Annotated in this window: 22 protein-coding genes; 18 read left to right on the forward strand and 4 right to left on the reverse strand. The window is 36.0% G+C overall.

The features are described from left to right. Position 1: 1 nt before the first annotated feature. Positions 2 to 868 (forward strand): aminoglycoside 6-adenylyltransferase, encoded by an 867-nt coding sequence (gene ant(6) / locus EJN90_RS07275; RefSeq protein ID WP_126109872.1) that lies wholly within the window; start codon positions 2 to 4, stop codon positions 866 to 868. Beyond that, complete coding sequence (locus EJN90_RS07280) at positions 865 to 2,292, forward strand: FAD/NAD(P)-binding protein (RefSeq protein WP_126109874.1); 1,428 nt, start codon at positions 865 to 867, stop codon at positions 2,290 to 2,292. Before ant(6) ends, EJN90_RS07280 begins: the two co-directional genes overlap by 4 nt. 252 nt (positions 2,293 to 2,544) lie before the next feature. Here the strand turns inward: EJN90_RS07280 and EJN90_RS07285 are convergent, their stop codons facing one another. Then, entirely contained in the window at positions 2,545 to 3,108 is a 564-nt protein-coding gene (locus tag EJN90_RS07285) for a GNAT family N-acetyltransferase (protein WP_126109876.1), read from the reverse strand. 83 nt (positions 3,109 to 3,191) lie between these two features. Here EJN90_RS07285 and EJN90_RS07290 point away from each other — a divergent pair, with 83 nt between their 5' ends. Then, a complete protein-coding gene (locus EJN90_RS07290; protein ID WP_126109878.1) occupies positions 3,192 to 3,554 on the forward strand; it encodes a DUF488 domain-containing protein in 363 nt (120 codons plus the stop codon). Between the two features lie 84 nt (positions 3,555 to 3,638). On the opposite strand, the gene EJN90_RS07295 is transcribed toward EJN90_RS07290, so the two are convergent. Continuing rightward, positions 3,639 to 4,472: an AraC family transcriptional regulator gene (locus EJN90_RS07295; RefSeq protein WP_126109880.1), complete on the reverse strand. Its 834-nt coding sequence runs from the start codon at positions 4,470 to 4,472 to the stop codon at positions 3,639 to 3,641. A 585-nt stretch (positions 4,473 to 5,057) separates the two neighbouring features. Between EJN90_RS07295 and EJN90_RS07300 the strand changes: the two genes are divergently transcribed. The 10 genes from EJN90_RS07300 (at position 5,058) to EJN90_RS07345 (ending at position 16,426) form a co-directional block, all read left to right on the forward strand. After that, a complete protein-coding gene (locus EJN90_RS07300) occupies positions 5,058 to 6,800 on the forward strand; it encodes a DUF4153 domain-containing protein (RefSeq protein WP_126109882.1) in 1,743 nt (580 codons plus the stop codon). A gap of 362 nt (positions 6,801 to 7,162) precedes the next feature. Further along, positions 7,163 to 7,981, forward strand: a complete 819-nt coding sequence (locus tag EJN90_RS07305) for an undecaprenyl-diphosphate phosphatase (protein ID WP_126109885.1) — start codon at positions 7,163 to 7,165, stop codon at positions 7,979 to 7,981. Positions 7,982 to 8,063: 82 nt separating this feature from the next. After that, entirely contained in the window at positions 8,064 to 8,777 is a 714-nt protein-coding gene (locus EJN90_RS07310) for a glycosyltransferase family 2 protein (protein ID WP_164544029.1), read from the forward strand. A 25-nt stretch (positions 8,778 to 8,802) separates the two neighbouring features. After that, positions 8,803 to 9,489, forward strand: coding sequence for a lysophospholipid acyltransferase family protein (locus EJN90_RS07315; RefSeq protein WP_126109889.1), 687 nt, complete (start codon positions 8,803 to 8,805; stop codon positions 9,487 to 9,489). 363 nt (positions 9,490 to 9,852) lie between these two features. After that, on the forward strand, positions 9,853 to 10,443 hold the full coding sequence (locus tag EJN90_RS07320; protein WP_126109891.1) for a CDP-archaeol synthase: 591 nt from the start codon (positions 9,853 to 9,855) through the stop codon (positions 10,441 to 10,443). Between the two features lie 16 nt (positions 10,444 to 10,459). Beyond that, positions 10,460 to 11,089, forward strand: coding sequence for a CDP-alcohol phosphatidyltransferase family protein (locus EJN90_RS07325; protein ID WP_126109893.1), 630 nt, complete (start codon positions 10,460 to 10,462; stop codon positions 11,087 to 11,089). Between the two features lie 4 nt (positions 11,090 to 11,093). Beyond that, on the forward strand, positions 11,094 to 11,966 hold the full coding sequence (locus EJN90_RS07330) for a phosphatidylserine decarboxylase (protein WP_126109895.1): 873 nt from the start codon (positions 11,094 to 11,096) through the stop codon (positions 11,964 to 11,966). Further along, positions 11,956 to 12,840, forward strand: coding sequence for a UbiA family prenyltransferase (locus EJN90_RS07335; protein ID WP_164544030.1), 885 nt, complete (start codon positions 11,956 to 11,958; stop codon positions 12,838 to 12,840). Before EJN90_RS07330 ends, EJN90_RS07335 begins: the two co-directional genes overlap by 11 nt. Before the next feature lie 18 nt (positions 12,841 to 12,858). Then, on the forward strand, positions 12,859 to 15,363 hold the full coding sequence (locus EJN90_RS07340; RefSeq protein ID WP_126109899.1) for a PEP/pyruvate-binding domain-containing protein: 2,505 nt from the start codon (positions 12,859 to 12,861) through the stop codon (positions 15,361 to 15,363). Beyond that, complete coding sequence (locus tag EJN90_RS07345) at positions 15,353 to 16,426, forward strand: hypothetical protein (protein ID WP_126109901.1); 1,074 nt, start codon at positions 15,353 to 15,355, stop codon at positions 16,424 to 16,426. Before EJN90_RS07340 ends, EJN90_RS07345 begins: the two co-directional genes overlap by 11 nt. Positions 16,427 to 16,534: 108 nt before the next feature. Here the strand turns inward: EJN90_RS07345 and EJN90_RS07350 are convergent, their stop codons facing one another. After that, complete coding sequence (locus EJN90_RS07350) at positions 16,535 to 17,440, reverse strand: exonuclease domain-containing protein (protein WP_126109904.1); 906 nt, start codon at positions 17,438 to 17,440, stop codon at positions 16,535 to 16,537. Between the two features lie 194 nt (positions 17,441 to 17,634). Here EJN90_RS07350 and EJN90_RS07355 point away from each other — a divergent pair, with 194 nt between their 5' ends. The 4 genes from EJN90_RS07355 to EJN90_RS07370 all read left to right on the forward strand — a co-directional run bounded on the left by EJN90_RS07355 (position 17,635) and on the right by EJN90_RS07370 (position 20,621). Further along, positions 17,635 to 18,255: a flavin reductase family protein gene (locus tag EJN90_RS07355; protein WP_126109907.1), complete on the forward strand. Its 621-nt coding sequence runs from the start codon at positions 17,635 to 17,637 to the stop codon at positions 18,253 to 18,255. Positions 18,256 to 18,323: 68 nt separating this feature from the next. Then, positions 18,324 to 19,088 (forward strand): alpha/beta hydrolase, encoded by a 765-nt coding sequence (locus EJN90_RS07360; RefSeq protein ID WP_164544031.1) that lies wholly within the window; start codon positions 18,324 to 18,326, stop codon positions 19,086 to 19,088. After that, a complete protein-coding gene (locus EJN90_RS07365; RefSeq protein ID WP_126109911.1) occupies positions 19,088 to 19,747 on the forward strand; it encodes a rhamnogalacturonan acetylesterase in 660 nt (219 codons plus the stop codon). Before EJN90_RS07360 ends, EJN90_RS07365 begins: the two co-directional genes overlap by 1 nt. Before the next feature lie 28 nt (positions 19,748 to 19,775). Beyond that, positions 19,776 to 20,621: a sugar phosphate isomerase/epimerase family protein gene (locus EJN90_RS07370; RefSeq protein WP_126109913.1), complete on the forward strand. Its 846-nt coding sequence runs from the start codon at positions 19,776 to 19,778 to the stop codon at positions 20,619 to 20,621. A gap of 87 nt (positions 20,622 to 20,708) precedes the next feature. Here the strand turns inward: EJN90_RS07370 and EJN90_RS07375 are convergent, their stop codons facing one another. Next, positions 20,709 to 21,623 (reverse strand): carbohydrate ABC transporter permease, encoded by a 915-nt coding sequence (locus tag EJN90_RS07375; protein ID WP_126109915.1) that lies wholly within the window; start codon positions 21,621 to 21,623, stop codon positions 20,709 to 20,711. Positions 21,624 to 22,071: 448 nt separating this feature from the next. Here EJN90_RS07375 and EJN90_RS07380 point away from each other — a divergent pair, with 448 nt between their 5' ends. After that, a complete protein-coding gene (locus EJN90_RS07380; RefSeq protein ID WP_174919276.1) occupies positions 22,072 to 23,043 on the forward strand; it encodes an ABC transporter permease in 972 nt (323 codons plus the stop codon). Positions 23,044 to 23,070 lie beyond the last annotated feature (27 nt).

Below are 23,070 nucleotides of genomic sequence, written 5' to 3' on the forward strand. Positions count from 1 at the left end.
AATGCGTAGTGAAAAAGAAATATTCGAACTCTTTCTTAACTTCGCTCAAGAAGATGAACGAATCCGCATTGTAACGCTGGAAGGATCAAGAACAAATCCTACGATTCCGGATGATGGCTTTAAAGATTATGATTTATCATATTTTGTGACAGATATGAAACCATACCAACAAAATGACGAATGGCTTGATATTTTTGGCAAGCGGCTGATTTTACAAAAACCCGAAGATATGGAACTTTATCCACCGGAATTAGGGAATTGGTATTCTTATTTGATGTTATTCGAAGATGGGAATAAAGTTGATTTATCTCTCATTCCTTTAGAAAAAACGGACGAATATTTTGAGAATCATGATGGATTGGTAGAAGTGCTAATTGATAAAGATGAACGGATTCTAACGAATCCCATCCCAACGGATAGGCAATATTGGATTCAGAAGCCTAGTGCAGCTAAATTTGATGATTGCTGTAATGAGTTTTGGTGGGTAAGTACTTATGTTGCGAAAGGACTGGCACGAAAAGAATTCTTGTTTGCTGTAGACCATTTGAATCAAATCATCCGCCCGTCATTATTATTGATGATGTCTTGGAAAATTGGATTTGAAAAAGGATATCAATTTAGCTTAGGAAAGAATTACAAGTTCATTAAAAAATTTCTTCCTGAAGAAGATTGGGAGGACCTGATCAAGACCTTCCGTTGTGACGGTTACGAGGAATGTTGGCAAGCACTGTTTCTTTGCCATAAATTATTTCGCAAATATTCAAACGAATTAGCTTCGTTCCATCGTTACCAATACCTTGATTATGATGAAAAAGTAAGTGTGTATATTAAAAAAATATACCAGCAAGATTTGGAGGTGGATGTATGAGAATTGCTGTAGTTGGTATGGGAGTGGCAGGCGTCAGCGTAGTAATCGCGATGGCCAAGCACCGTGAGTATAAGGAACATGAAATTGTGATTTATGATAAGCCTGATACATTTGGAACAGGTTTGCCTTATCAGCCAGATTCCGAATTGTTATTATTAAATCAAACAGCAGATACGATGAGTTTAGATTATGAGGATGAAATGGGATTTGTAAAATGGGTAGAAAAGAAAAAAGGATGTAATGATAGTGCAAAAAAACATCTACCTCGTTCCTGGTATGGGCAATATATGCAAGAAAAATTAGAGGAAGCTGTAAAAGAACTCAATCCTATCATTGTAAAAGAAGAAGTGACTTCACTTGAAAAAAAGGAGGGGGGAACTTTTCTCGTTCAATCCAATACAGGAGAAAAAAATTTCGATCTAATTCATTTGTGTATCGGACATCTACCTTATCAAGATCCGTATCAGTTGATAGATAACCCTTGTTTCATTTATCATCCCTATCCGGCTCAAGAAAAGCTCGCAAATATTGAAAAAGGTCTGCGCGTAGGGGTGGTTGGGACTAGCTTGACTGCCATTGATATGATGCGATTTTTGAAACACGAAAAAGAAGAAATAGAATTACACTTTTTTTCGGATACAGGGCGGTTCTCTACTTTACGAGGAAATGAGCCAAAATTTAACTTACATTATCTTACCTTGGAACGTTTAAACAAAGAGAAAGAAAACAACAATGGCTTTGTTTCTTTGGAAAAAATTTTCCAATGGTTTAAACAAGAGTGTGCGGATAAGGAGATTAACTGGGCTGATGTATTGGAAGCCTTCGGGGAGGGAACAAAGGACCAGTTGAAAAAACAGCTAACGAATGAAGGAGATTTAGGGAGATTGCAATCATTGCTCCATCATTTAGATGATTTACTTCCTGAATTTTGGTTAGCATTAAATGAAGGTGATAAACAACAGTTTCTTGAGAAATACCGGGATTCGTTTGAGATCATTCGCAGTCCCATACCAAGAGAAACGGTACAAGAATTAGTTAATTGGTGGGAGAAGGGCGAGTTGACTGTTCGAGGTGGGATGCAAGAGGTCGTTGAATTAGCTGATTCGTTTGAAGTGGTTTTCGAAACGAAAGAAACAGTTGAAGTAGATTACTTAATTAATGCTACAGGACAAAATAAAAAAGTAGAACAATCCCGTTATCAATCAAAATTACTCAACCAATTAATAAACCAACGTATTTTACAGCCAGAAACGTTTGGGGGAGTCCAAGTGTTGTGGCCTAGTTCAGAAGCGATTAGTCAACGCCATGGTGTATTCGAAAACTTATTTGTTCACGGCCAACTCATTCAGGGAATCCAATATGGCAATAATACTGCAGGCATGCTGGTGAAGCACGCTCATGAAGTAGTGACAAAAATAGTATAAGAAAAGCGGACAAGTCCGCCTTGACCTATGAAAAAATAGGAAATTTGACCCTGAATTGTCAGGAGACTTCACGCTTCAGCGGGTTAGTCGAATGATATGCGTTAGCGAGCAGCGAAGCGCACAATGGGGCAAATTTATCTTTTTTTCACTAGGTCAGGACTTGGGAGCTAGACATTGATGGCTGAACTTATAATCCCCTAGTCTAGAACAAAAAAGAACTGAGTATCCCAGTTCTCTTTTGATTTATGATTGTTAAGTATTTTTTTGCATGTGGTCATAAACATGGCCGCTTAAGGTCATTTCGGAAATCTTTTTAAAACCATTTTTTTCATAAAGCTTTCGAGCGCCGCTATTATTTTGATCACAGTTCAGGCCAATAATCGTTTCCCCAGTTTGCAAAGCAAATGCAGGAATTGCTTGGAGCAATTGGCTGGCAATTCCTTTGCCGCGGTAGTGTTTTGAAGTAACAAGCGAGTCGAGATACCATTCACCAGCAAAGGTTTCAGCATCCGGGAAAAGCGCTGTAGAAGAGGTAATTCCATAGTCTACTAAAAGACGTTGGAAAGGCTCATTCAGCTCTTTTTCCAATTCTCCTTTGTATCCGAAGCAACAACCTTGGATTTCACCATCCTCTTCGAAAATAATGCCGTTTTTGTAACTGTAACGGAAAAAATCTTGCTGCATACATTCCACCATTATCTTTTTAAATTTTTGAGGTGGGACGATTGTTAGGATATCTAGTTCCATATCTTGGAATATCTCTAGCAGTAAATCAAATAAGATAGCAGAATCTGCAGGCAAAGCGTGACGAATCATAACGTTCTTCCTCTCATTTCAATCAATTATTCGAAATGATTATAACATGAATCAATGTTGTTTTTTGGAAAGGTGTGATATTTATGGGTGATTTAAAGATAAAGCGTGTGTACGAAGATTATGAAAAAGAAGATGGAACCCGAATCTTGATTGATCGTTTGTGGCCGCGCGGTGTAAAAAAAGAAGATGCAAAAATTGATAAATGGATAAAGGAAATTGCCCCGACTCCTGAATTGCGGAAATGGTTCCACAAAGATATCGAACGTTTTTATGAGTTTAAGGAACGTTACCGAAAAGAATTAGCAAATAATGAAGAGACGAGTTCTGCTGTAACAGAAGTATTAGAAAATTTACAAGAGGATGATGTCACACTGATTTTTGCTGCAAAAGACGAGCAACGGAACCATGCGAAAGTACTGCAAGAATTTCTAGAAGAAAAGAGATAGAAAAAATCCCTCATTTTACATAAAAGCAAAATGAGGGATTTTCTATTTTTCATAGGTCAAGGCGGCCTTGTCCGCTGTTCGTTATTAACCTTGAGGTGGTGTCGGAGGCATATTGCCTTGGCGACGGTATTGAGATGGAGTTATGTTTGATAACTCACGGAACGTCTTGGAGAAATGAGAAGGCGACTGGAATCCAACGAGATGAGCAATGTCTGCAATCGCAATGTTTGTATTGCGCAACATTTTTTGTGCTTCATCAATTCGAATATGAATTAAGTAATCAATCGGAGACATGCCAACTTCTTGTTTGAAAATACGGATCAAATAGAATTTATTAATGTGTACTAATTCTACTAAATCATCTAACGTAATGTTTTTGTGGTAGTTTACTTTCATGAAATTTTTGACTGTTTGGATTTCTTTATGATTTTTCTTGTTCAAGGAATTACGGATTGAGAATTCTTCGTTACGTAACAATTGAATCAAGATGATTTCAATGTAACGTTTGGCAATTTCCTCAGAACCAGGCTTTTTAGCAGTAAGTTCTTTTAATAATAGCTCTGTGAACAATGAACTATCTGTGTCGGTTTTATCATACTTATAATAAGTAAATTCATGCTCTGCTTCCCCGATGTGAGAAAACTCTAAACCGTGCACACCAATTTCTGTGATCTCTAAGGACTGGTTGCTAGATAACTCCCAGTAATAATCAATATTTGGATTTAGTAAAACAATTTGATTCGGACCAATCTTTTCAGAAGTGTCTTTGAATGTTAATAATCCTTCCCCGCTGTTTATAAAAACAATTTTAACATAAGGATATTTTTGGAAAGCGGTCGTTTGATTAGCAGTAATTGTATTTTTTTCTGCAGAAACAATTTTCAAGGATAAGTTTTTGATGTTAGACATCGTATACATGTTAGTCCTCCTTCATTTAAATGACTAAATTTATTGTAAAACTAAATGAATATAAACATTTGGCTTAAATTGACCTAGTATTAAGTTAACCTACTCACTATCATATAATAAAATAAGGAAATGTCTAGTAATTTGTTATTAATAATACAAAAAAAATGAATAAAATTGATTAACAAGAATAATTCCCTAAAATTTAAGCATAAGAGAAAATTTCGCCAGAAATCAGTCTACCATAAAATTATAGATAAACAAACAAAAAATCATCTTCTGTATTCTTGTCATTATAATAACGATATTTTCTAGTATAAGCAAATTTTATAGAGGGACATTGGTATAAAAAAGTGAATAAAGCGTGATAGACAAAGCTTGTTCAAAAAAAAACGCCTATAGATAATCAAATAAGATGATAGACTTTTTTTATAAATATACCAAATTAAAAAGCATAAATAATAAAGATATAGCAAAACTACTGTCTAGAAAAACAAACAAAAGTTTCTTTTTCTGCTGAGGGGTTCTATGCTATCTATCAAAATTCCTTCATAGTATAATGTAATAGAGAAATACAAACGATTAGGAGGGATTAAAATGAAGTTTTGGAGCCGTCTCAAAGACAGTCTATCAGGTATAGGACAGGCACTAGCTCGTTACCCGGTCACTATTTTATGGTTAATGGGGATAGCAATTTTAAATATGATAGAGATTGAATCATCGTTTAGTCGATATAGTCAATTTATTTTTACTTTTGTTATTGGAGCTATGCTCAGTATGGTCGGCCAACATATTTATGAACGTTTCTATAAAAAAACTACTCATCGATGGCTTATTCTAGGAGGATCAGTTCTTTTAACGATTCTTTATTATTTTACCCTCACTAGTGGAGATATTTTTGAGTATGTTTATTTTATTCGTACAAGTGTGTTCTTGTTTTCGCTTCTAATAGCATTTATATGGATACCGTCAATTAGTAATAAACAAGTTTATTTTCACCAAAACTTTTTAGCGATATTCAAAGCTTTATTAACGATTTTGCTATTCTCTGGAGTTTTAACAATCGGTATTTTTGCGATTATTGTAAGTATTGATACCTTGCTTTTTACAATGCCCGCCGATTCAACAATCCATGCAGCAAATATTATTTGGTGTTTGTTTGCCCCGGTTTATTTTCTGGGAATGGTTCCTGTTTACCATGAACAAGGGAGCCAAGAAGGAGCTAGAGAAGATGCGTATCTAGTACCGCGTTTTTTAGAAATCTTGCTAACGTACATTGTTATTCCAATCGTAGCGATTTACACGATTATCTTACTGATGTATGTACTGCTTAACATTGGTGGACAATTTTGGACAGATAACTTGTTGGAGCCGCTCCTTGTCGCATATGCGATTGTTGTAATCGTTGTATACTTATTATCATGTAATATTGATCATCGTTTTGCTGATCTGTTTCGAAAAATATTTCCTAAGATTATGCTTCCGATTGTAGCTTTTCAAACAATTTCCAGTATTTTAAAGATACAGGAAATGGGAATTACTTATGGAAGATACTATGTCATTTTGTTTGGGATATTTGCGGTTATTTCAGGCGTCATTTTTAGTTTCTTTCCGCCAAATCGAAATGGGTGGATTGCGATCGTGCTATTAGTATTAGGGATGATTTCTGTAACACCACCTATCGATGCCTTTACTGTAGCAAGAAATAGTCAGATGTCTCGTTTAGAAAAGACACTGGTGGAAAACAACATGATTGAGAATGGCATGGTTCAAGCTGATGCGTCTATTTCCGTCGAAGATAAAATCGTGGTTACGCGAAGCGTTGACAATCTTGAGATGTTTGGTGAAATTGAAAGAGTGAACTATTTGCCGCAAGACTTTGATGTTTATGCTGATTTCGAAGAGGTGTTTGGCTTCCCTATGACTTATTCCACTCAAATACCCGGTTCTCCCGGGAACTATGCCTACTTAAATCTATCTGAAGAAACAGTGATGAATGTTGAAGGAGTAGATTATTGGGGATACGTATTCTTTTCAAGCGAGGAAGAAAAAGAATGGGAAGTTGGTCAAGGAAATATCTTGAAGATAATTTATCAAGAGGATGATTATTTTACTTTACAATTAACAGATCAAAATGGTACTGAAATCATCAATGGAAATATGTCAGAAGCGATCGAGCATGCTTTTGAACAATCAGATGTCAGAGAACCACTAGAAATAGAAGATATGCTGTTTGTAGTTGAAAATGATGCTGCAAAAGTAACAATTGTGATGATTAGTTTAGATGAATATGGAAATAGAGTAAATGGCGAAGGTCATTTGTTTGTGGATTATAAATAGTAGATATTGTTACGATAGATTGAGCTGGGACAAAGTGTCTCGGCTTTTTTAGTGAAATGAGATTGTATAAAAATCTTTTCCTTCATTAGCTATGTAGATAAAAAGCAAATTGCTCTTATTTATTGTCTTGCGAGCGATGTTTAGTAGAAAAATTAAAGTACAGGAAGATAAATAGCTCTGTACTTTAAAAATCATAGGGAAGAAGTACAATTCTTTCTTTATTTTAAAAAATAATCATTTCTCCTTCTTTTCTAATCTAGATGGAAAAAGTAAGAAATAGTATAAATTTAGTTAAAGTTGTTTCTTAACAACAAATGATTTAGTAGAATAGAGCTATTGAGTTTAAGGAGGAAATGTAATCCATGATAGAAATATTAAAGGCAATCATACTTGGAATCGTTGAGGGGATAACGGAATGGTTACCCATATCAAGTACAGGACATATGATTTTAGTAGAGGAATTTATTCAGTTGAATATGACTGATGCATTTAAAGAAATGTTTTTTGTTGTGATTCAATTAGGAGCAATTTTAGCGGTGGTAGTACTTTATTTTCACAAGTTAAATCCTTTCTCACCGAAAAAATCATCAATAGAGAAAAAAGAGACGATGGAAATTTGGTATAAGGTAGTTGTAGGAGTATTACCGGCGGGAGTTCTTGGACTGTTATTGGATGATTGGCTGAATGAACATTTTTATAATTACTGGGTAGTTGCTATTATGTTAATTGTGTATGGGGTTCTCTTTATCTTGGTCGAGAATCGCAACGAAGGGAAAACGGGGAAGATTCACACCTTCCAGGATCTATCTTATCAAACAGCACTCTTCATTGGTTTATTTCAATGTTTATCATTGATTCCGGGTACTTCCCGTTCCGGAGCAACGATTCTCGGAGCAATTGTTTTAGGGGCGTCGCGTTTTGTCGCTGCAGAATATTCTTTCTTCCTTTCTATTCCGGTTATGTTTGGTGCTAGTGCGTTAAAGTTAGTGAAATTTGGTTTTGATTTTACAGGACAAGAATTAACTATTTTGCTGGTAGGGATGGCTGTTGCTTTTGCAGTGTCTATTATCGCTATCAAGTTCTTGATGAGCTATATTCAAACCAATGATTTTAAACTTTTTGGCTGGTATCGGATTGTATTAGGAATACTCGTTATTGGCTATTTTGTATTATTTGCCTAAAGCTAAAAAGTATATAAATGTTTGTTGCATGGTATAATATTGTCATAAACTTCAATCAACAATGGAAAAGAGGTAGGCAATATTGCATCAATGTGTAGTTATCATCCCATCGTATAATCCAGAACCCACCCTTATTCAATATGTAGAAGAATTAGTAGAGAAAGGCGTTCAGAATGTTATTATCATCAATGATGGTAGTGAATCAGCCAGTCTATCTCTATTTGAAAGTCTCGATCAAATGGAGTCTTGTACCGTTTTAACTCATGGGAATAATCAAGGTAAAGGCAGGGCTCTTAAAACGGCCTTTCAATATGTAAGAGACCGAAAAGCTACGATGAAATACTTAGTAATGGCTGATGCAGATGGGCAGCATGCAGTTGATGACGTGTTGCAATTGTTAAAAGTTTCAAAAGAAAGAAAATCCGGTATTATTCTTGGAGTAAGGGATTTCGACCAAGCTCAGGTTCCTTCAAAAAATGCTTTTGGAAACAAACTAACGAGCAAGGCCTTTAAAATTTTCTTTGGAAAATACTTATCTGATACGCAAACGGGCTTACGGAGTTTTTCTATTTCAGAATTAGATTGGCTCCTTGTATTAAAAGGCGAGCGATTCGAATATGAAATGAACATGCTGATTTACGCGATTTATAAAAGCATCCCTATTTATGAGCAACCCATACAAACAATCTATTTTGGTGAAAAAACTGTATCTCATTATAAAGCCTTTCACGACTCTATTCGAATCGCCAAACTCATGTTTCGTGGTTTTGTAATGAAAAATTCTTTGGTTGACTAATTACTAGACAATAAGGATTGAGCCTATGCAGAAAGACTATGGTTTATTTTATAAAAAAATCAGAGGTATTCTACGTTTTTTTTCTCCTGAATTTTCGATTAAGGATAGTCGCATTAAAAAGGAAGGGCCAGTTGTGTACGTTGCGCATCACCAAAATATGTTTGGGCCTATCAGTGTATTATGTTGGCATCCGGAATTTTTACGAATTTGGGTCTTACATGTATTTTTAGATTTTTCCAGTTGTTATCACCATTATCTTGAGTTTACTTTTACCAAGCGTTTAGGGTGGCCACACCTTGTTTCAAAAATCATTGCTTATCCGACTGCGCTATTCGTTACAGCACTGACGAAGTCTGGTAAAGGAATTCCTGTTTATCGGCAATCTCGTTCTATTGTTGTCACGATGAAGCAAACGGTGGATGCTCTTGAAAACGGCGAAAGCATCTTACTGTTTCCTGATATTAGCTATGACGACCCAAGTGCTCAAGTAAAGGAAATCTACGAGGGATTTTTATATATTGAAAAGTATTATTATCGTAAAACTGGTGAGCATATACCATTTGTGCCGATGATAGCAGAAAAGAAGGAAAAAGAAATTAGAATAGGCACACCTATTCTTTTCTCCGGAAAAGAAGCATTCTTTCTCGAAAAACAAAAAATCGCAAAAGAAATACAACAAAAATTGAATGAATTAGCAAAAGGATTGGAGTAATTTCCAGTCCTTTTTTATAGACTAGGGGATTATAAGTTCAGCCATCAATGTCTAGCTCCCAAGTCCTGACCTAGTGAAAAAAAGATAAATTTGCCCCATTGCGCGCTTCGCTGCTCATTCAGGGTCAAATTTCCTATTTTTTCATAGGCCAAGGCGGACTTGTCCGCTTTTCTTACTTGCCCTGGCTGCAGCTGAGCGTTGATTTTGCCTAGTGAGAGCCCACTTCGATTATTACTGGATTTAAGCGATTGTGAGCAGAAAAAATAGGATTGTTTTTCATCATGCCATTTGAAGAGGATTTCTAAACGACCTATGCTATAATGCAGAAAATATGTTTATAAATCTAAGGAGCATTGTAATACTTTGAAAACAACTATTTTATCGATGTATATCACATTAATGCCAGTGATTCTTGCTGGTGTAGCAAATATGAAATTATTAAAATCTTCGTGGTTGGAAAAATGGAATCAACCAATTGACGGTGGAAAGATATGGCGAGATAACAACCCATTATTTGGAAAAAATAAGACTTGGCGGGGCGCGTTAGGCATGATTATTTGTTCCATCATTGCAACCATGGTCTGGGGATGGTTGTGCGGGCTGTTTCCTTCGCTAAAAGCATTCAATCAATTTTATCAAAGTCATCCAAATACTATTTGGTTTAACATAAGTATTGGTTTTTGGTTAGGGCTTTCTTACATCATATTTGAACTACCCAATAGCTTCTGGAAACGACGCAAAGATATTGAACCTGGAAAAGCATCGGAATTAAATAAACCATGGAAATATATGTGGCTTGATCAGATGGACTCTTTATTTGGTTGTACCTTGGTTGTAGCGTATTATGATTCTATGAGTATTTCCAAGTACTTTGCTTATGTTTTTCTTGGTGCAGCAACACATCTGTTGATTAATTGGCTGCTTGTAAAAGCAGGTTGGAAAAAATCAATATAATTTTTTGGAGGGGCCTATGTTTCAATTTATTCCAGTTTTTCATATTTCAAATAGTCTCAGCTTCATTGGACTATTTTTTTCTATTTTGAGTATTTACACAATCATGACGGGTAATATTTCCAGAGCGATCATGCTGATGGTTGTTTCTGTTATCTGTGATTTATTTGATGGAAAGTTTGCGAATCAATATGAGCGGACGCTAGAAGAAAAACAAATGGGAGAATATGTTGACTCTTTCGTTGATATGATTTCTTTTATAGCCTTGCCGATCGTGCTACTTTTATCTATTACAGATTATTCCATATTTGCTCTTTTTATCAGTATTTTTTATGCTGTTATGGGGATTCACCGATTGGGCTACTTCCATATCACAAAAGAAGAGCAGTTAGATTCTGAAGGGAATTATTTCTATTTTATTGGTGTTCCGGTTGCTTATATTTCATTAATTATTCCCATTATTTACACAGTTTGTATTCTTTTTCAAGCAACCCACACCTTATTTTTTCAAGTGCTATTACAAATGATTTATATAATAATGGCATTGATGTTTGTATGGAATCATCCGATTCCAAAACCAAGAGGAAAAATGTATGTATTTTTTGTACTTCTTGCCTTACTGGTGCTTTTTATTTTAGGAAGTAGGTGAGCACATGACTGTTTATTATCATCGAAAGACACAAGAATACATTGAAGAGCAAGAGGTAGGCGGAAAGGCACTGCACTTTTTGTATAAGACAGCCTTTGGCAGGTTGCTGTTAAAACAACTTGTTCGACCTGGTTTTTCTAATTGGAAAGCAAGTAGAAACAATCGAACGGCTTCGATTAAAAAAATCGCTCCTTTTATCGAAAAATACCAAATTGACTTAACAGAAGCAACAAGGCAAGAATTTACCTCTTTTAATGACTTTTTCACAAGAACGTTAACGCCATCAGCTCGTCCTATTAATGAAAATCGTTCAGCGGTCATTGCAGTTTCTGATGGAAAGGTATTTCATTACTCTATAACGGAAAAAGCCGAGTTTCAAATAAAAAACAGTCTTTATACATTAGCTGATTTGTTGCAAGATAAGACTGCGGCAGAATTATTTGAAGGGGGGACTTGCTTGGTGTATCGTTTAGCAATGGATGACTATCATCGCTACTGCTATCCGGCTGATGGGGAGAAACTTGCTGAAAAAAAAATCAAAGGAAAGCTGCATACAATTCGACCAATCGCCCACCAATATACAAAAGTCTTTAGTGAAAATACACGGACATGGCAATTACTGGATACCAAAGAATTTGGAAAAATATTATATATTGAAATTGGTGCCATGTTGGTTGGGAAAATTCACAATCATGGTCACGAAAGATTTTTAAAGGGACAGGAAAAGGGTTTTTTTGAATATGGCGCTTCAAGCATTATTGTGTGCTATCAAAAGAATCAAGTAACAATCGATTCAGATATTCTTTTACAAAATCAAAATGGTAGAGAAGTGCAAGTACGACTTGGAGAGAAAGTGGGGGAAAGATATGTTGAATAGGTTGAACGTTTATATTGAAGAAATGTATCCGATTATACCGAGATTTATTGTTAGTCTGCTGATGGTCGCTGTACAGTATTTTGGTGTGATTGCATTTGCGAGCACACAGCCCTCTTATCATTTTTCTTGGGCTGATTTGGGAGTTGTCTATACTGTTTTTGCTTTTTTGTTTTTGTTACGTATTGCGGATGAGTTTAAAGATTACGAAAAGGACTTAATTAATTATCCAGAGCGAGCGCTCCCTTCTGGACGAGTTTTTAAAAAAGACTTATGGGTACTAGGGATTGTTTTGTTTATCAGTATGGTAATTATGAATTTAATTTTGCCACAGGCAATCAGCCCCTTTTTATTAGTGATTTTCTATGGATTTTTAATGACTGTATGGTTTTTTCAACGGGATAAAATCGAACCAAGTCTCGTCTTGGCTTTAATCACCCATAATCCCGTTCAGTTACTATTAAGTTATTATGTGATCCATTATGTATGCAATCAATATGAGTTGCCAATCTGGACTTGGCAAAATGTCTGTTTAGCTCTTACTTTATATATCCCTGCTTTATTATGGGAAGTTTCTCGAAAAATAAAAGCTCCGGAAGATGAAAATCAGTATGTTACTTATTCACAAGTATGGGGATTTAAAGGATCTCTGCAAGTAATCTTAGCTGTAGCTGCTATTGGTGTGCTGTTTGCTTTAGTGCTCGTCTATAAACAAATGGGCTCTTTTTTATTATTGTTTGCCTATGGCGGCCTGGTGTATGCAATTATTCATTATTATAAAGCACCACAAGGAAAAAATTTAAAAGTGGCTGTTCCAGCATATTTAATGATTCATCTAGTCATTTTTCTTGTTTTAGTGTGTTTTATCTATTTCTAAAGGTTAGGGGTTAATCAAATGCAGATGAATAGAATGTGGCTGCCGTACGATCAAATTACATTAGAAAATGGCGGTGGTAAAGCCAACGAACTTGCAAGAATGAAAAAAATAGGAATTCAAGTTCCAGCCTTTTTTGTTCTTTCTATTGAAGGGGCAACTGCATTGCGTTTGCGTAAAGAAGGGGCTTTAACGAACGAAGAAAAAGAGTATTTATTTCAAATGGTAGAACAAGAGTGCAGCGGTTTCGAATGTTTCTCTGTTCGTTCCTCAGCTGGGAAAGAAGATAGTGAGGAAGTATCGTTTGCAGGATTATTTGATACCTATTTGAATGTTTCAAAGGAAGAGTTGGCGGATAAAATTCTTGACTGTCTTCGCTCTGCTGACTACCAACATATCAAAGATTATATGTACCATCATCAATTGGATATAAAAGATGTAAAAATGGCGGTAGTGATCCAAGGAATGGTAACGGCTGAAAAAGCAGGCGTCCTTTTTACCGCTAATCCAAAAGGTTTATTGAATGAAACCGTGCTTGTTGTTGGAAATGGATTAGGAGACGGTGTAGTGGAGGGGCTTGTTCCCGTTACGACTTATTATTTAAAACGTGATGAGGACTTGTCCTATTTTGAAAGGCAGGAAGACAGTCCGTTATTGTCTCAAAAAGAAATGAAAAGTTTATTGGAACAGGCAGACTTGTTGAGGAAAAATTCAGAATTTTATTTAGATTGTGAATTTGCTGTCCTAGAAGAAAAAGTCTACTATTTACAGTCACGTCCAATCACTACTTTAAAAACGGTTCGAGAGGAATCGGTACCGGTTGTATTTAATAATAGTAATCTAGTGGAGAGTTATCCCGGATTGACATTGCCTTTAACCGATACTTTTATTCAGTTTGCTTATCAGGAAGTTTTTAAAGGAGTTGCTTGGCGTTTTTCTCGCTCCAAGGAGTTATTGGCTGCTTATGAAGACGTGTTTGCTAAGATTGTTGTTCGAATTAACGGCCGAATGTATTATAATATGAATCATTTATATAGTCTGTTGCAATTTCTACCTTTTCCAAACCAAATTCTGCCTATTTGGCAAGAAATGATGGGCTTTTCTCAGAAAGATGTTGTTACAACTCCGGAATTAAAAAAGAAAACAACCTTTTTGGAAAGCTTACGTATTTCTGGAAGAATTATACGAGAGTTTTTCTCGGCGTCTAAGAATATGAAACGATTAAATGAAGACTTTATTAAAGTAGAAAGATACTTCAAACAACAATATACAGATGAAATGAATCAAAATCAGATTAAAGAATTGTATCAAAATTTAGCGGATCGTGTACTGTCTAATTGGGATGTGACATTGGTAAATGATTTGTATGCATTTGTTTATACCGGGATACTGAAAAAAGCATTGAAGAAGTGGGGAAACTCAGAAGCAGAAAAAGAATGGAATCAATGGTTTTCTGGTATACCAGCAATTACGAGTATGGAACCAGTTATCTCATTACAAAAACTAGCAGATTTTGTTAATAAACAGAACTTGCTATCTTCCATCAAACGAATTACATCGGATGAGGATTTTGCTCGCTTTATGGAAAAAGATCATTCTGGATTCAAAGAAAGATTTTTAATGTACATTGACCAATACGGCGATCGTTCGTTGGAAGAACTAAAACTTGAAACTGCGACTTTTCGCAGCCATCCGTTGAAAGCTCTTAACCAGCTCATTATTTTTGCCGAAAACACAAATAATAAAGAGACAAAAGCAGCAGATTCATTTAAAAAACTAGAAGAAATAGAAAATCAGATAGATGTTTCAGCTTGGAAAAAACAAATTTTCCATTATTTAAGTAAACGTGCTCGTCTGGGCATCCAACACCGAGAAACTTCTCGTTTAAATCGGAGCAGAATTTATGGGATGGTCCGAACAATGATGCTTCGCATGGGAGAGATTGCGGTTGAACAAGGCTGGCTCGAAGAAAAAGAAGATATTTTTTGGTTAACAATGGAAGAAGTAAAGCAACTTGATCAGTTGGATGGGACGTTTGATCCTCAAAAAATCGTTGCAAGAAGAATAAAAGAATACAAAGGCTATGAATTGTTGCCAGCATACGGCTACCTAGTATTTCAGGAAGAGTCCTTCAATAAAGTGGTTCAGCAAGCAGAAAAGGTAATTCATGACAGCCTGGTAGACGAACTGCAAGGAATTGCAACATCTAACGGCAAAGTAAGCGGAGAAATTATTGTCGTTACCAATCCAAGTGAAGTAAAAGAAAGTGTAGAGGGCAAGATTTTAGTAACGAAAATGACGGATCCTGGCTGGGTATTCTTGTTAACACAAGCAAAAGGGATTATCGCAGAAAAAGGATCTTTGTTATCTCATACTGCCATTATTTCCAGAGAGCTGGGCATTCCGGCAGTAGTTGGAATTAAGAATGCAACAGAAGTGTTACATACAGGCGATCAAATTGAACTGGATGCGAATACCGGAAACGTCACAATTCTTGAAAGAGAGGCAGGGAGGAATGAAAGCTGAGTACTTATTAATTGAAGAAACTGAGATTCAGAATTTCTTATCTTTTCCTGATACCTTGTATCGACCTGAGTTCCGAACGGAGAATAAAAAAGAACTTGCTCAAATTATCCGAGGAGAACATCCACTAAGTCATTATTTTCAAGCGATACCTTTTCTTGTGGAAGAGCACGGTCGGATCTTAGCTCGAGCAGTTTTGACTTTCTATCCGGAAGATTCCACTGCTTACTTAGGATATTTTGAAAGTTTGGATAATGATGAGGCGGCGCGCCTTTTATTAGATTTTGCGGAAAAAGAAAGCTTGGATCATGGGAAGAAAAAAATAGCAGGACCATTAAACGCGAGTTTTTGGCTTGGATACCGATTAAAAGTAAATCATTTTAATCGCCGACCTTATTTCTCAGAGCTATATCACCTTGATTATTATGAAAAACTCTGGGAGAAAAATGGTTTCGATAGAGAAGCCACTTATTATTCCAATCATTATAATCCCGTAGATGGGCAGATGGATAGAAATAAATATTTGAAACGCTATAAGCAATTTAAAGGGCAAGGTTATCAAATTGTGAGTCCTGCTGGAAAAACTTTGAACCAAGATTTCCTGGCTGTAGCAGAATTAATTCAAGATCGATTTCAGACATTTCCGGTTTTTAAAACCATTCAAATCGATGAATTTTTGCAGTTGTTTTCTGATTTGAAGGCGATACTGAATCGAAAGTATGTAAAAATAGCTTATAGTCCCAATGGAGAACTTGCGGGCTTTCTGATTTCTGTTCCTGACTATAGCACTCTTTTTAATCAGGAAAAGCTGAATCTAAGAGCGATTGTACAATTTCTATTTAAAAAATACACCAGTCGTGAATACATTATTCTTTATATGGCAGTGAAAGAAGGGCACGAGGGACTCGGCTCTGCACTGGTATATTCGCTGATGGAAGAATACAACAAACGTAAAATAAAGGCGACGTCTAGTTATATCCATGAAGGAAAAGTTTCTGGGGGTTATGCTTTTGGTAGTGTATATGAACAGAGTGAGTATGCTTACTATTCCAAGAGGATTAAGTGAAAAACGGATGAATCCAGCAATTGGATTCATCCGTTTTTCATTTAGAGAGACAGCTATAAGCAGTTTCTATTCAAGCAAATTCATGAGGGGAATATAGAACTTTAGCAATTAAAATAACATGCGAAAGTCATTTTCTGAAAGAATGTGAATATTTCTACCGTTTCCTTGAAGTTCACGAACTTGTTGAATTTTTCGGCTTTCAGATGGAGTACCGATTTTTTGCCAATCCGAGTTAGATACCACGACGTAGGTCGTTTCGTAAGTTAATTGAGAATCAAAATGTCCGCCTGCATCGACAACGATTTGTGCAGCGTCATTGCGCTTCATTCCTTTCAAACGACCGGTAAAACAAACATGTTTTTTATAGAAAGGATGAGCCGGATCAAACTCAGTTGTTCGAGCTTTCAGCTCCGTTGTATTTTTGCTTTTTGATTTTGCTGTTGAGTGAATAGGTCCAAAGCGATGAGAAAATAGTTTTCCCATTCGATAGTTATGTTCTTGTAAAAAGCCATCAATTTCAAAGTCATATGGTCGAAGTAATTTGCTGGCGATTGTGCCGCATGCGGAGGCATCATCCAACGCGTGATGGTGATGGTCAATCGACAATCCATAATAATCAAGAACACTGACTAGGCTGTTGCTGCGTAAGTCCAATAAACGTTTGGCCATAGCACATGTACAGAAATACTCGTTTTCCATTTGGGGCAATCGGTAAGTTTCAATCGTTTTTTGTAAACAATTCATATCAAATGGCGCAAAATGTGCAACCAACGGATCATCTCCGATAAAAGAACGAATCTCTGAGTAGAGTTGATCAAAACGCTGAGCACCCCTCACATCTTCAGGATAAATACCATGAACAGATATATTGGAAGAACTGAAGGATTGGACTGGATTAATTAGGTTGTAATAACGTTCGACTTCTTTTCCATCTACAAAACGACTCATTCCGATAGAACAGATGCTGTCGCCTCGGTTATTGGCCGTTTCAAAGTCAAGAGCGATATAATTCAAAAAATTTCCTTCTTCCTTTTCTGTATTCGATACCCTGATTATACAGATTTAAATGAAAAATTCCACGTTAACGGCTTAAAAAAGTAAGTAGTTCGAATAGCAATATTTGTTTGATGATAAGGAGACTTTCTATCTATTTAACAAAAAATCGTTATAATAATGGGAAAAGAACAAATAGAGAGTGGAGTGAAAAAATGTACCATTATTCTGTAGAAGAATTAGATAAAAATAGAATGTACAAAATGATTTCAGGAAGCATTATACCTCGAGCAATTGGATGGATTACGACTCTTAATGAAGAAAGTGAAGTTGTCAACGCAGCCCCTTTTAGCTTTACGAGCGGAGTTTCGAATGAAGTGCCATTAATCTCAATGGCGATTTTAAGGAAAAATGGTGAACCAAAAGATTCGGCACGAAATTTATTAGCCTATAAAAACGGAGTGGTTCATATTGTCAGTTCAGATATTGTTGACGATATGAACGAAACAGCTGCTGATCTCAAAGAAAGTGAAAGTGAAATTGATCGGACGAATCTTCATTTAATTCCGAGTAAAACCGTAAAGACTCCTGGTATTAAAGAAGCTAAAATACGAATGGAAGTAAAGTTATATGACTATCATCCTGTCAAAGACCGAGAAGGAAATATCGTGACAGACTTTTTCTTTTTAGAAGTAACGGATTTTCATTTTGATGAGAGTATCTTTGATGTAGAAAGAGAGTATATCAGTGTTCAAGAACTAAAGCCTGTTGCACGTTTGGCTGGGCCATATTATGCAACCTTAGATGAGATTTATCGCAAAGATCGCCCGAAATAACGTTCCAAATGATTATGTACGGAATTACGGATTTGAGTTATGGTAAAGAAAAGGAAGGAGGGATTTTTTTGATTAATATTTTTGAAAAAGGAAAGGCGCTCGGGGACAAATATATGCCAGAAGAGTCCTTTTTAGAAGTATACCGCGTCCCTGGTGAGGAAGAGCGACCTTTCGTCATTGTCTTTCCAGGCGGCGGCTATCATCACCTTGCGGGGCATGAAGGGAAAGATATTGCTGAATGGTTTAATCAAAGAGGGATTCATGCAGGAATCTTTTATTATCAGCTAAAAAATCTAAATCTAGATCGATTATTAAAACAAGTAAACGACTTGGTTCAAGAGTTGCGAGAACATGCTGCTGCTTGGCAATTGTCACCAGATTCTATCGGCGTAATCGGTTTTTCCGCGGGAGGCCATCTTGCTGCTTTATGTAGTACGAAGAACGAGTATAAACCTGATTTTAGTATATTGTCTTATCCCGTTATATCTGTCTCAAGGCCGCATTTACATTTGGATATGTTAACACAAGTTTTAGGGGCAGAGCCCGATGAAGAATTAAGCAAACAGTATTCTCCTGACTATTTGATTACTGAGACAACGCCAAAAACATTTATATGGCATACAGCAGAAGACAAAAGGGTTCCTGTAGAAAATGTATTATTATACGCCCAACAACTAGGTACACATCAGATTCCCTTTGAGCTGCATATTTTTGAAGCTGGCAGACATGGATTGGGGCTTGCTAAGGAAGAACCGTATACGCAAGCATGGTCACTTCTTTTAGAAAAATGGCTCGAGAAAAATCAATTGACACCTCAGGGAGAAAAAAGATAATGAAACAGAAGAAATCGATTTTTATTATTGGAGATTCAACTGCTGCAGAAAAATTACCAGAAAAACGTCCGGAATCTGGTTGGGGAGAATATTTAAGTGAATACTTAAGTGAAAAGTTCACTGTACGAAATCATGCAGTAAATGGCAGGAGCACTAAATCATTTCTAGAAGAAGGTTTATTTGAATCTGTTGATGAAGCTATGCAGCTGGGAGATTATTTAATTATTCAGTTCGGACACAACGATCAAAAAGAAGAAGATCCGTTGCGATATACAGAACCATTTGGAGAATATCAGAAGAATATCGCTTTTTATGTTGACGCAGCTCATAAAAAAGGTGCGTTTCCAATTCTTCTTTCCTCTATTTCTCGCCGTGATTTTGAAGCTGGCGTATTGAACCCGCAAACATTGGGAGATTACCCGAAAGCGGCTCTTGAAATTGCAGAACAATTAAATGTGGCTGCTGTCGATATTTTTTCGAAAACACAAAAATACTTAACGGAAACCGGAGAAGAACAATCTCAAAAATTATTTTTGCATCTGAATGCCGGTGAACATGAAAACTATCCGGAAGGAAGCAACGATAATACACACTTGAATGTAACCGGTGCCAGATTGGTTGCTCGCTTGATTGCTGAAGAATTGGTTCATATTTTATAACTTATTTAAAGAAGGGAATTTATATTCAATGACAACTGTACCATTACAATTAGGAATTCGTGCCCACGATTTAGGACAACTACCAATTGAAAAATTAACGCAAAAAATGAATGATTATCATTTTACGCATGCACACTTTGCTATCAAGAAATCATTTCCAGATAGTCTTCGTTCTGTTCAAAAAATGACCCCGGGAACTGCCAACTATATCCATAGCCATTTTAGCAAAGCGGGTATAAAAATTTCTATTCTTGGAAGTTACGTAAATCTGTCTTCGCTGGATTTATCTGTTAGAAAACAAGCAATTGCTGATTTTAAGAAACATATCTATCTAGCGAAAGATTTTGGCGCTTCAATGGTAGCGACAGAGACGGGATCAGTAGGAAACGGATATACAGAAGAAAACTTTACGGAGGAAGCCTATCAAATAGCCTTGGAATCTGTAAGAGAAATCGTCGCTGAGGCAGAAAAGTTTGGAGTAGTGGTTGCAATTGAATCAGGAATCAATCACCCCATCTATACAGCGCCTTTGCTTAGAAGACTGGTGGATGAAGTGAATTCTCCAAATATTAAAGTCATCCTTGATTGTGCAAATTTAATGTCTGTTACAAACTATCAAAAGCAAGAAGAGGTGATAGAAGAAGCCTTTCGCCTACTGGACGATTACATTATTGCCCTGCATATTAAAGATTTTATCGTCGAAGATAATAAAATAAAAATCGTTCCGGTTGGTCAGGGTTGGATGAAGTATGAAGCGATCATGCATTATGCGAAATACGAAAGTCCTCATATCTTTACCTCACTTGAAGCAACTACAGAACCCCACTTAGAAGAGAGCATTGCATTAATCAAAAGAATATATGATAAAGTGTAAGAACAAAAAAAGAACTGTGATTCCATTTTTTTAGGAATCACAGTTCTTTTTTATAGATTAGTGTTTAAAAAAATATAAGTGGGTCTATCAGCCTTTTACTGATCCGACCATAGCACCTTTTACAAAGTATTTTTGGACGAATGGATAAGCAATTAGCATTGGCAAGGTCGCGATAATGATTACAGCCATTTTTACTGATTGTGCTGGTGGAACAACATCTACTACCGAAGCATCTGCATTTAATCCACTAGACACAAGAACGATTTGACGTAATAGTACTTGAACAGGCCATTTTGCCGAATCGTTAATATATAGAATCGCTGATTGGTAAGTATTCCAATAATTTACGGCATAGAATAGAGAAATTGTTGCGATAGACGGTAAGGAAAGTGGCAAAATAATTCTGAAAAAGACGCCAAAATCCGTACAGCCATCCATTTTTGCAGACTCTTCCAAACTATCCGGAATTCCTTGGAAGAAGTTACGCATGATAATCATGTTATAAGCACTAATTGCACCGGGCAAAATTAAGGACCATACTGAATCGATCAAACCTAAGTTGTTTACAACTAAGAACGTAGGAATCATCCCACCACTAAATAACATAGTGAAGACAACAAGGAAATTAAAGAACCCGCGACCATGTAAGTATCTACGAGATAGTGCATAAGCCATGAAAGAAGTTAAAACCATACTGATAAAGGTACCTACAATGGTTACAAATAAAGATACACCGATGCTTCGGAATATTGTAGGTGTTGATAAAATATACTTATACGCATCTGTCGTGAAAGTTCTTGGTAAGAGAATAAATGTGCGGGTTGTAATTTCTCCCGGAGTTGCGAATGAAGTTGCTAGAATATTAATAAAAGGAATGAGACACATTAGTGAAAAAACAGATAAAAAGACAATATTTAAAATATCAAATGTTTTTTCTCCTTTTGATGCATATTTCCATTTGTTTGCGTCTTTCAAACTAATGCCATTCGATTTCTTGCTCATTATTTTATACCTCCATATTATTCATTTGAATATAGATTCTTTTTTTGTACGTTAATTTATATTTATTTTTGCCGAAATAAAAATACAAAACGTTTACAAAACAAATGTACCATGAGGCAGGAATGACGTAAATAATCAAAAGAACATAAGCTTAAAAGTCCCTGCGAATAAAGATTAAATAACCAGAGCCCGTTCTGAAAAAAAGAATAATCATTTTTTAAAAGGATAAAAATACATAAGGAAATGATAACGCTTACTCTCGCTGGTGCACAGGATATAGAGTTTTCTGGTATAAAGTGATGGCGATTTCACTACTCATGAAATGATTATTTCTGTAATCGCTTTAATTAGGTAATATGAATGTAGCCGAAATGAAACAAACGATTCACAGATTATTATTCAAATTTTAAACGACTATGTTTTAAATTATCGATAGGAGGAATCCGTTTTGGAAAAAGCGACCGTAACATCTCATCCTTTTCAACGGACTAAACAAGAAATAAAAGCTCGTGAGCGAAAAAAGAAATGGGCGCAAATAAAAACAAATAAATTTTTATATCTAATGTTGTTGCCTGGTGTTTTATATTTTATTACATTTAAATATTTCCCAATGGGAGGATTAGTCATTGCTTTTCAAGATTATCAACCATGGGCAGGAATAGTAGGAAGTCCGTTTGTTGGACTAAAACATTTCATTCGTCTCTTTACAGAAGACACTTTCATGATGTTAATGAAGAATACACTAGCAATTTTTGCTTACAATATATTCTTCTCGTTTCCATTCCCAATTTTATTGGCTTTATTATTAAATGAGTTAAGAAGCGATAAACTTAAAAAAAGCATCCAGACCGTGATTTATCTTCCTCATTTTATGTCATGGGTAATTGTAGTATCAATCTTCTATGTATTACTGACAACAGAAGGTGGCGTAATGAATAATATTATTGTTGCGAATGGCGGAGAGAGAATTTCATTCTTGACTGATCCTGACTGGCTAAGGCCCATGTATATTTTCCAACAAATATGGAAAGGGGCAGGCTGGGGAACCATTGTATATCTAGCAGCAATTACAAATGTTGACGAACAACTTTATGAAGCAGCAGATATGGACGGAGCAAACCGATTCCGAAAAATTTGGCACATTACTCTTCCGGCGATTAGACCAACGATTATTACATTGTTAATTCTAAAAATCGGAGATGTTCTGGAGCTTGGGTTTGAGCATATGTTCCTTTTAATGAACTCCATGAATAAAGGAGTCGCACAGATCTTTGATACCTTTGTCTATACTGCTGGTATACAGAATGGGCAGTTAAGTTATTCTACAGCTGTAGGGCTTTTCAAGGGCCTTGTAGGACTGGTTTTAGTAGTAGGTGCAAATAAATTAGCGAAGAAATTTGGAGAAGACGGCGTTTATTAAAACTGTCTATGGTAATTTTTAGGAGGG

The sequence above is a fragment of the Jeotgalibaca ciconiae genome, from assembly GCF_003955755.1.
GTDB lineage: Bacteria > Bacillota > Bacilli > Lactobacillales > Aerococcaceae > Jeotgalibaca > Jeotgalibaca ciconiae.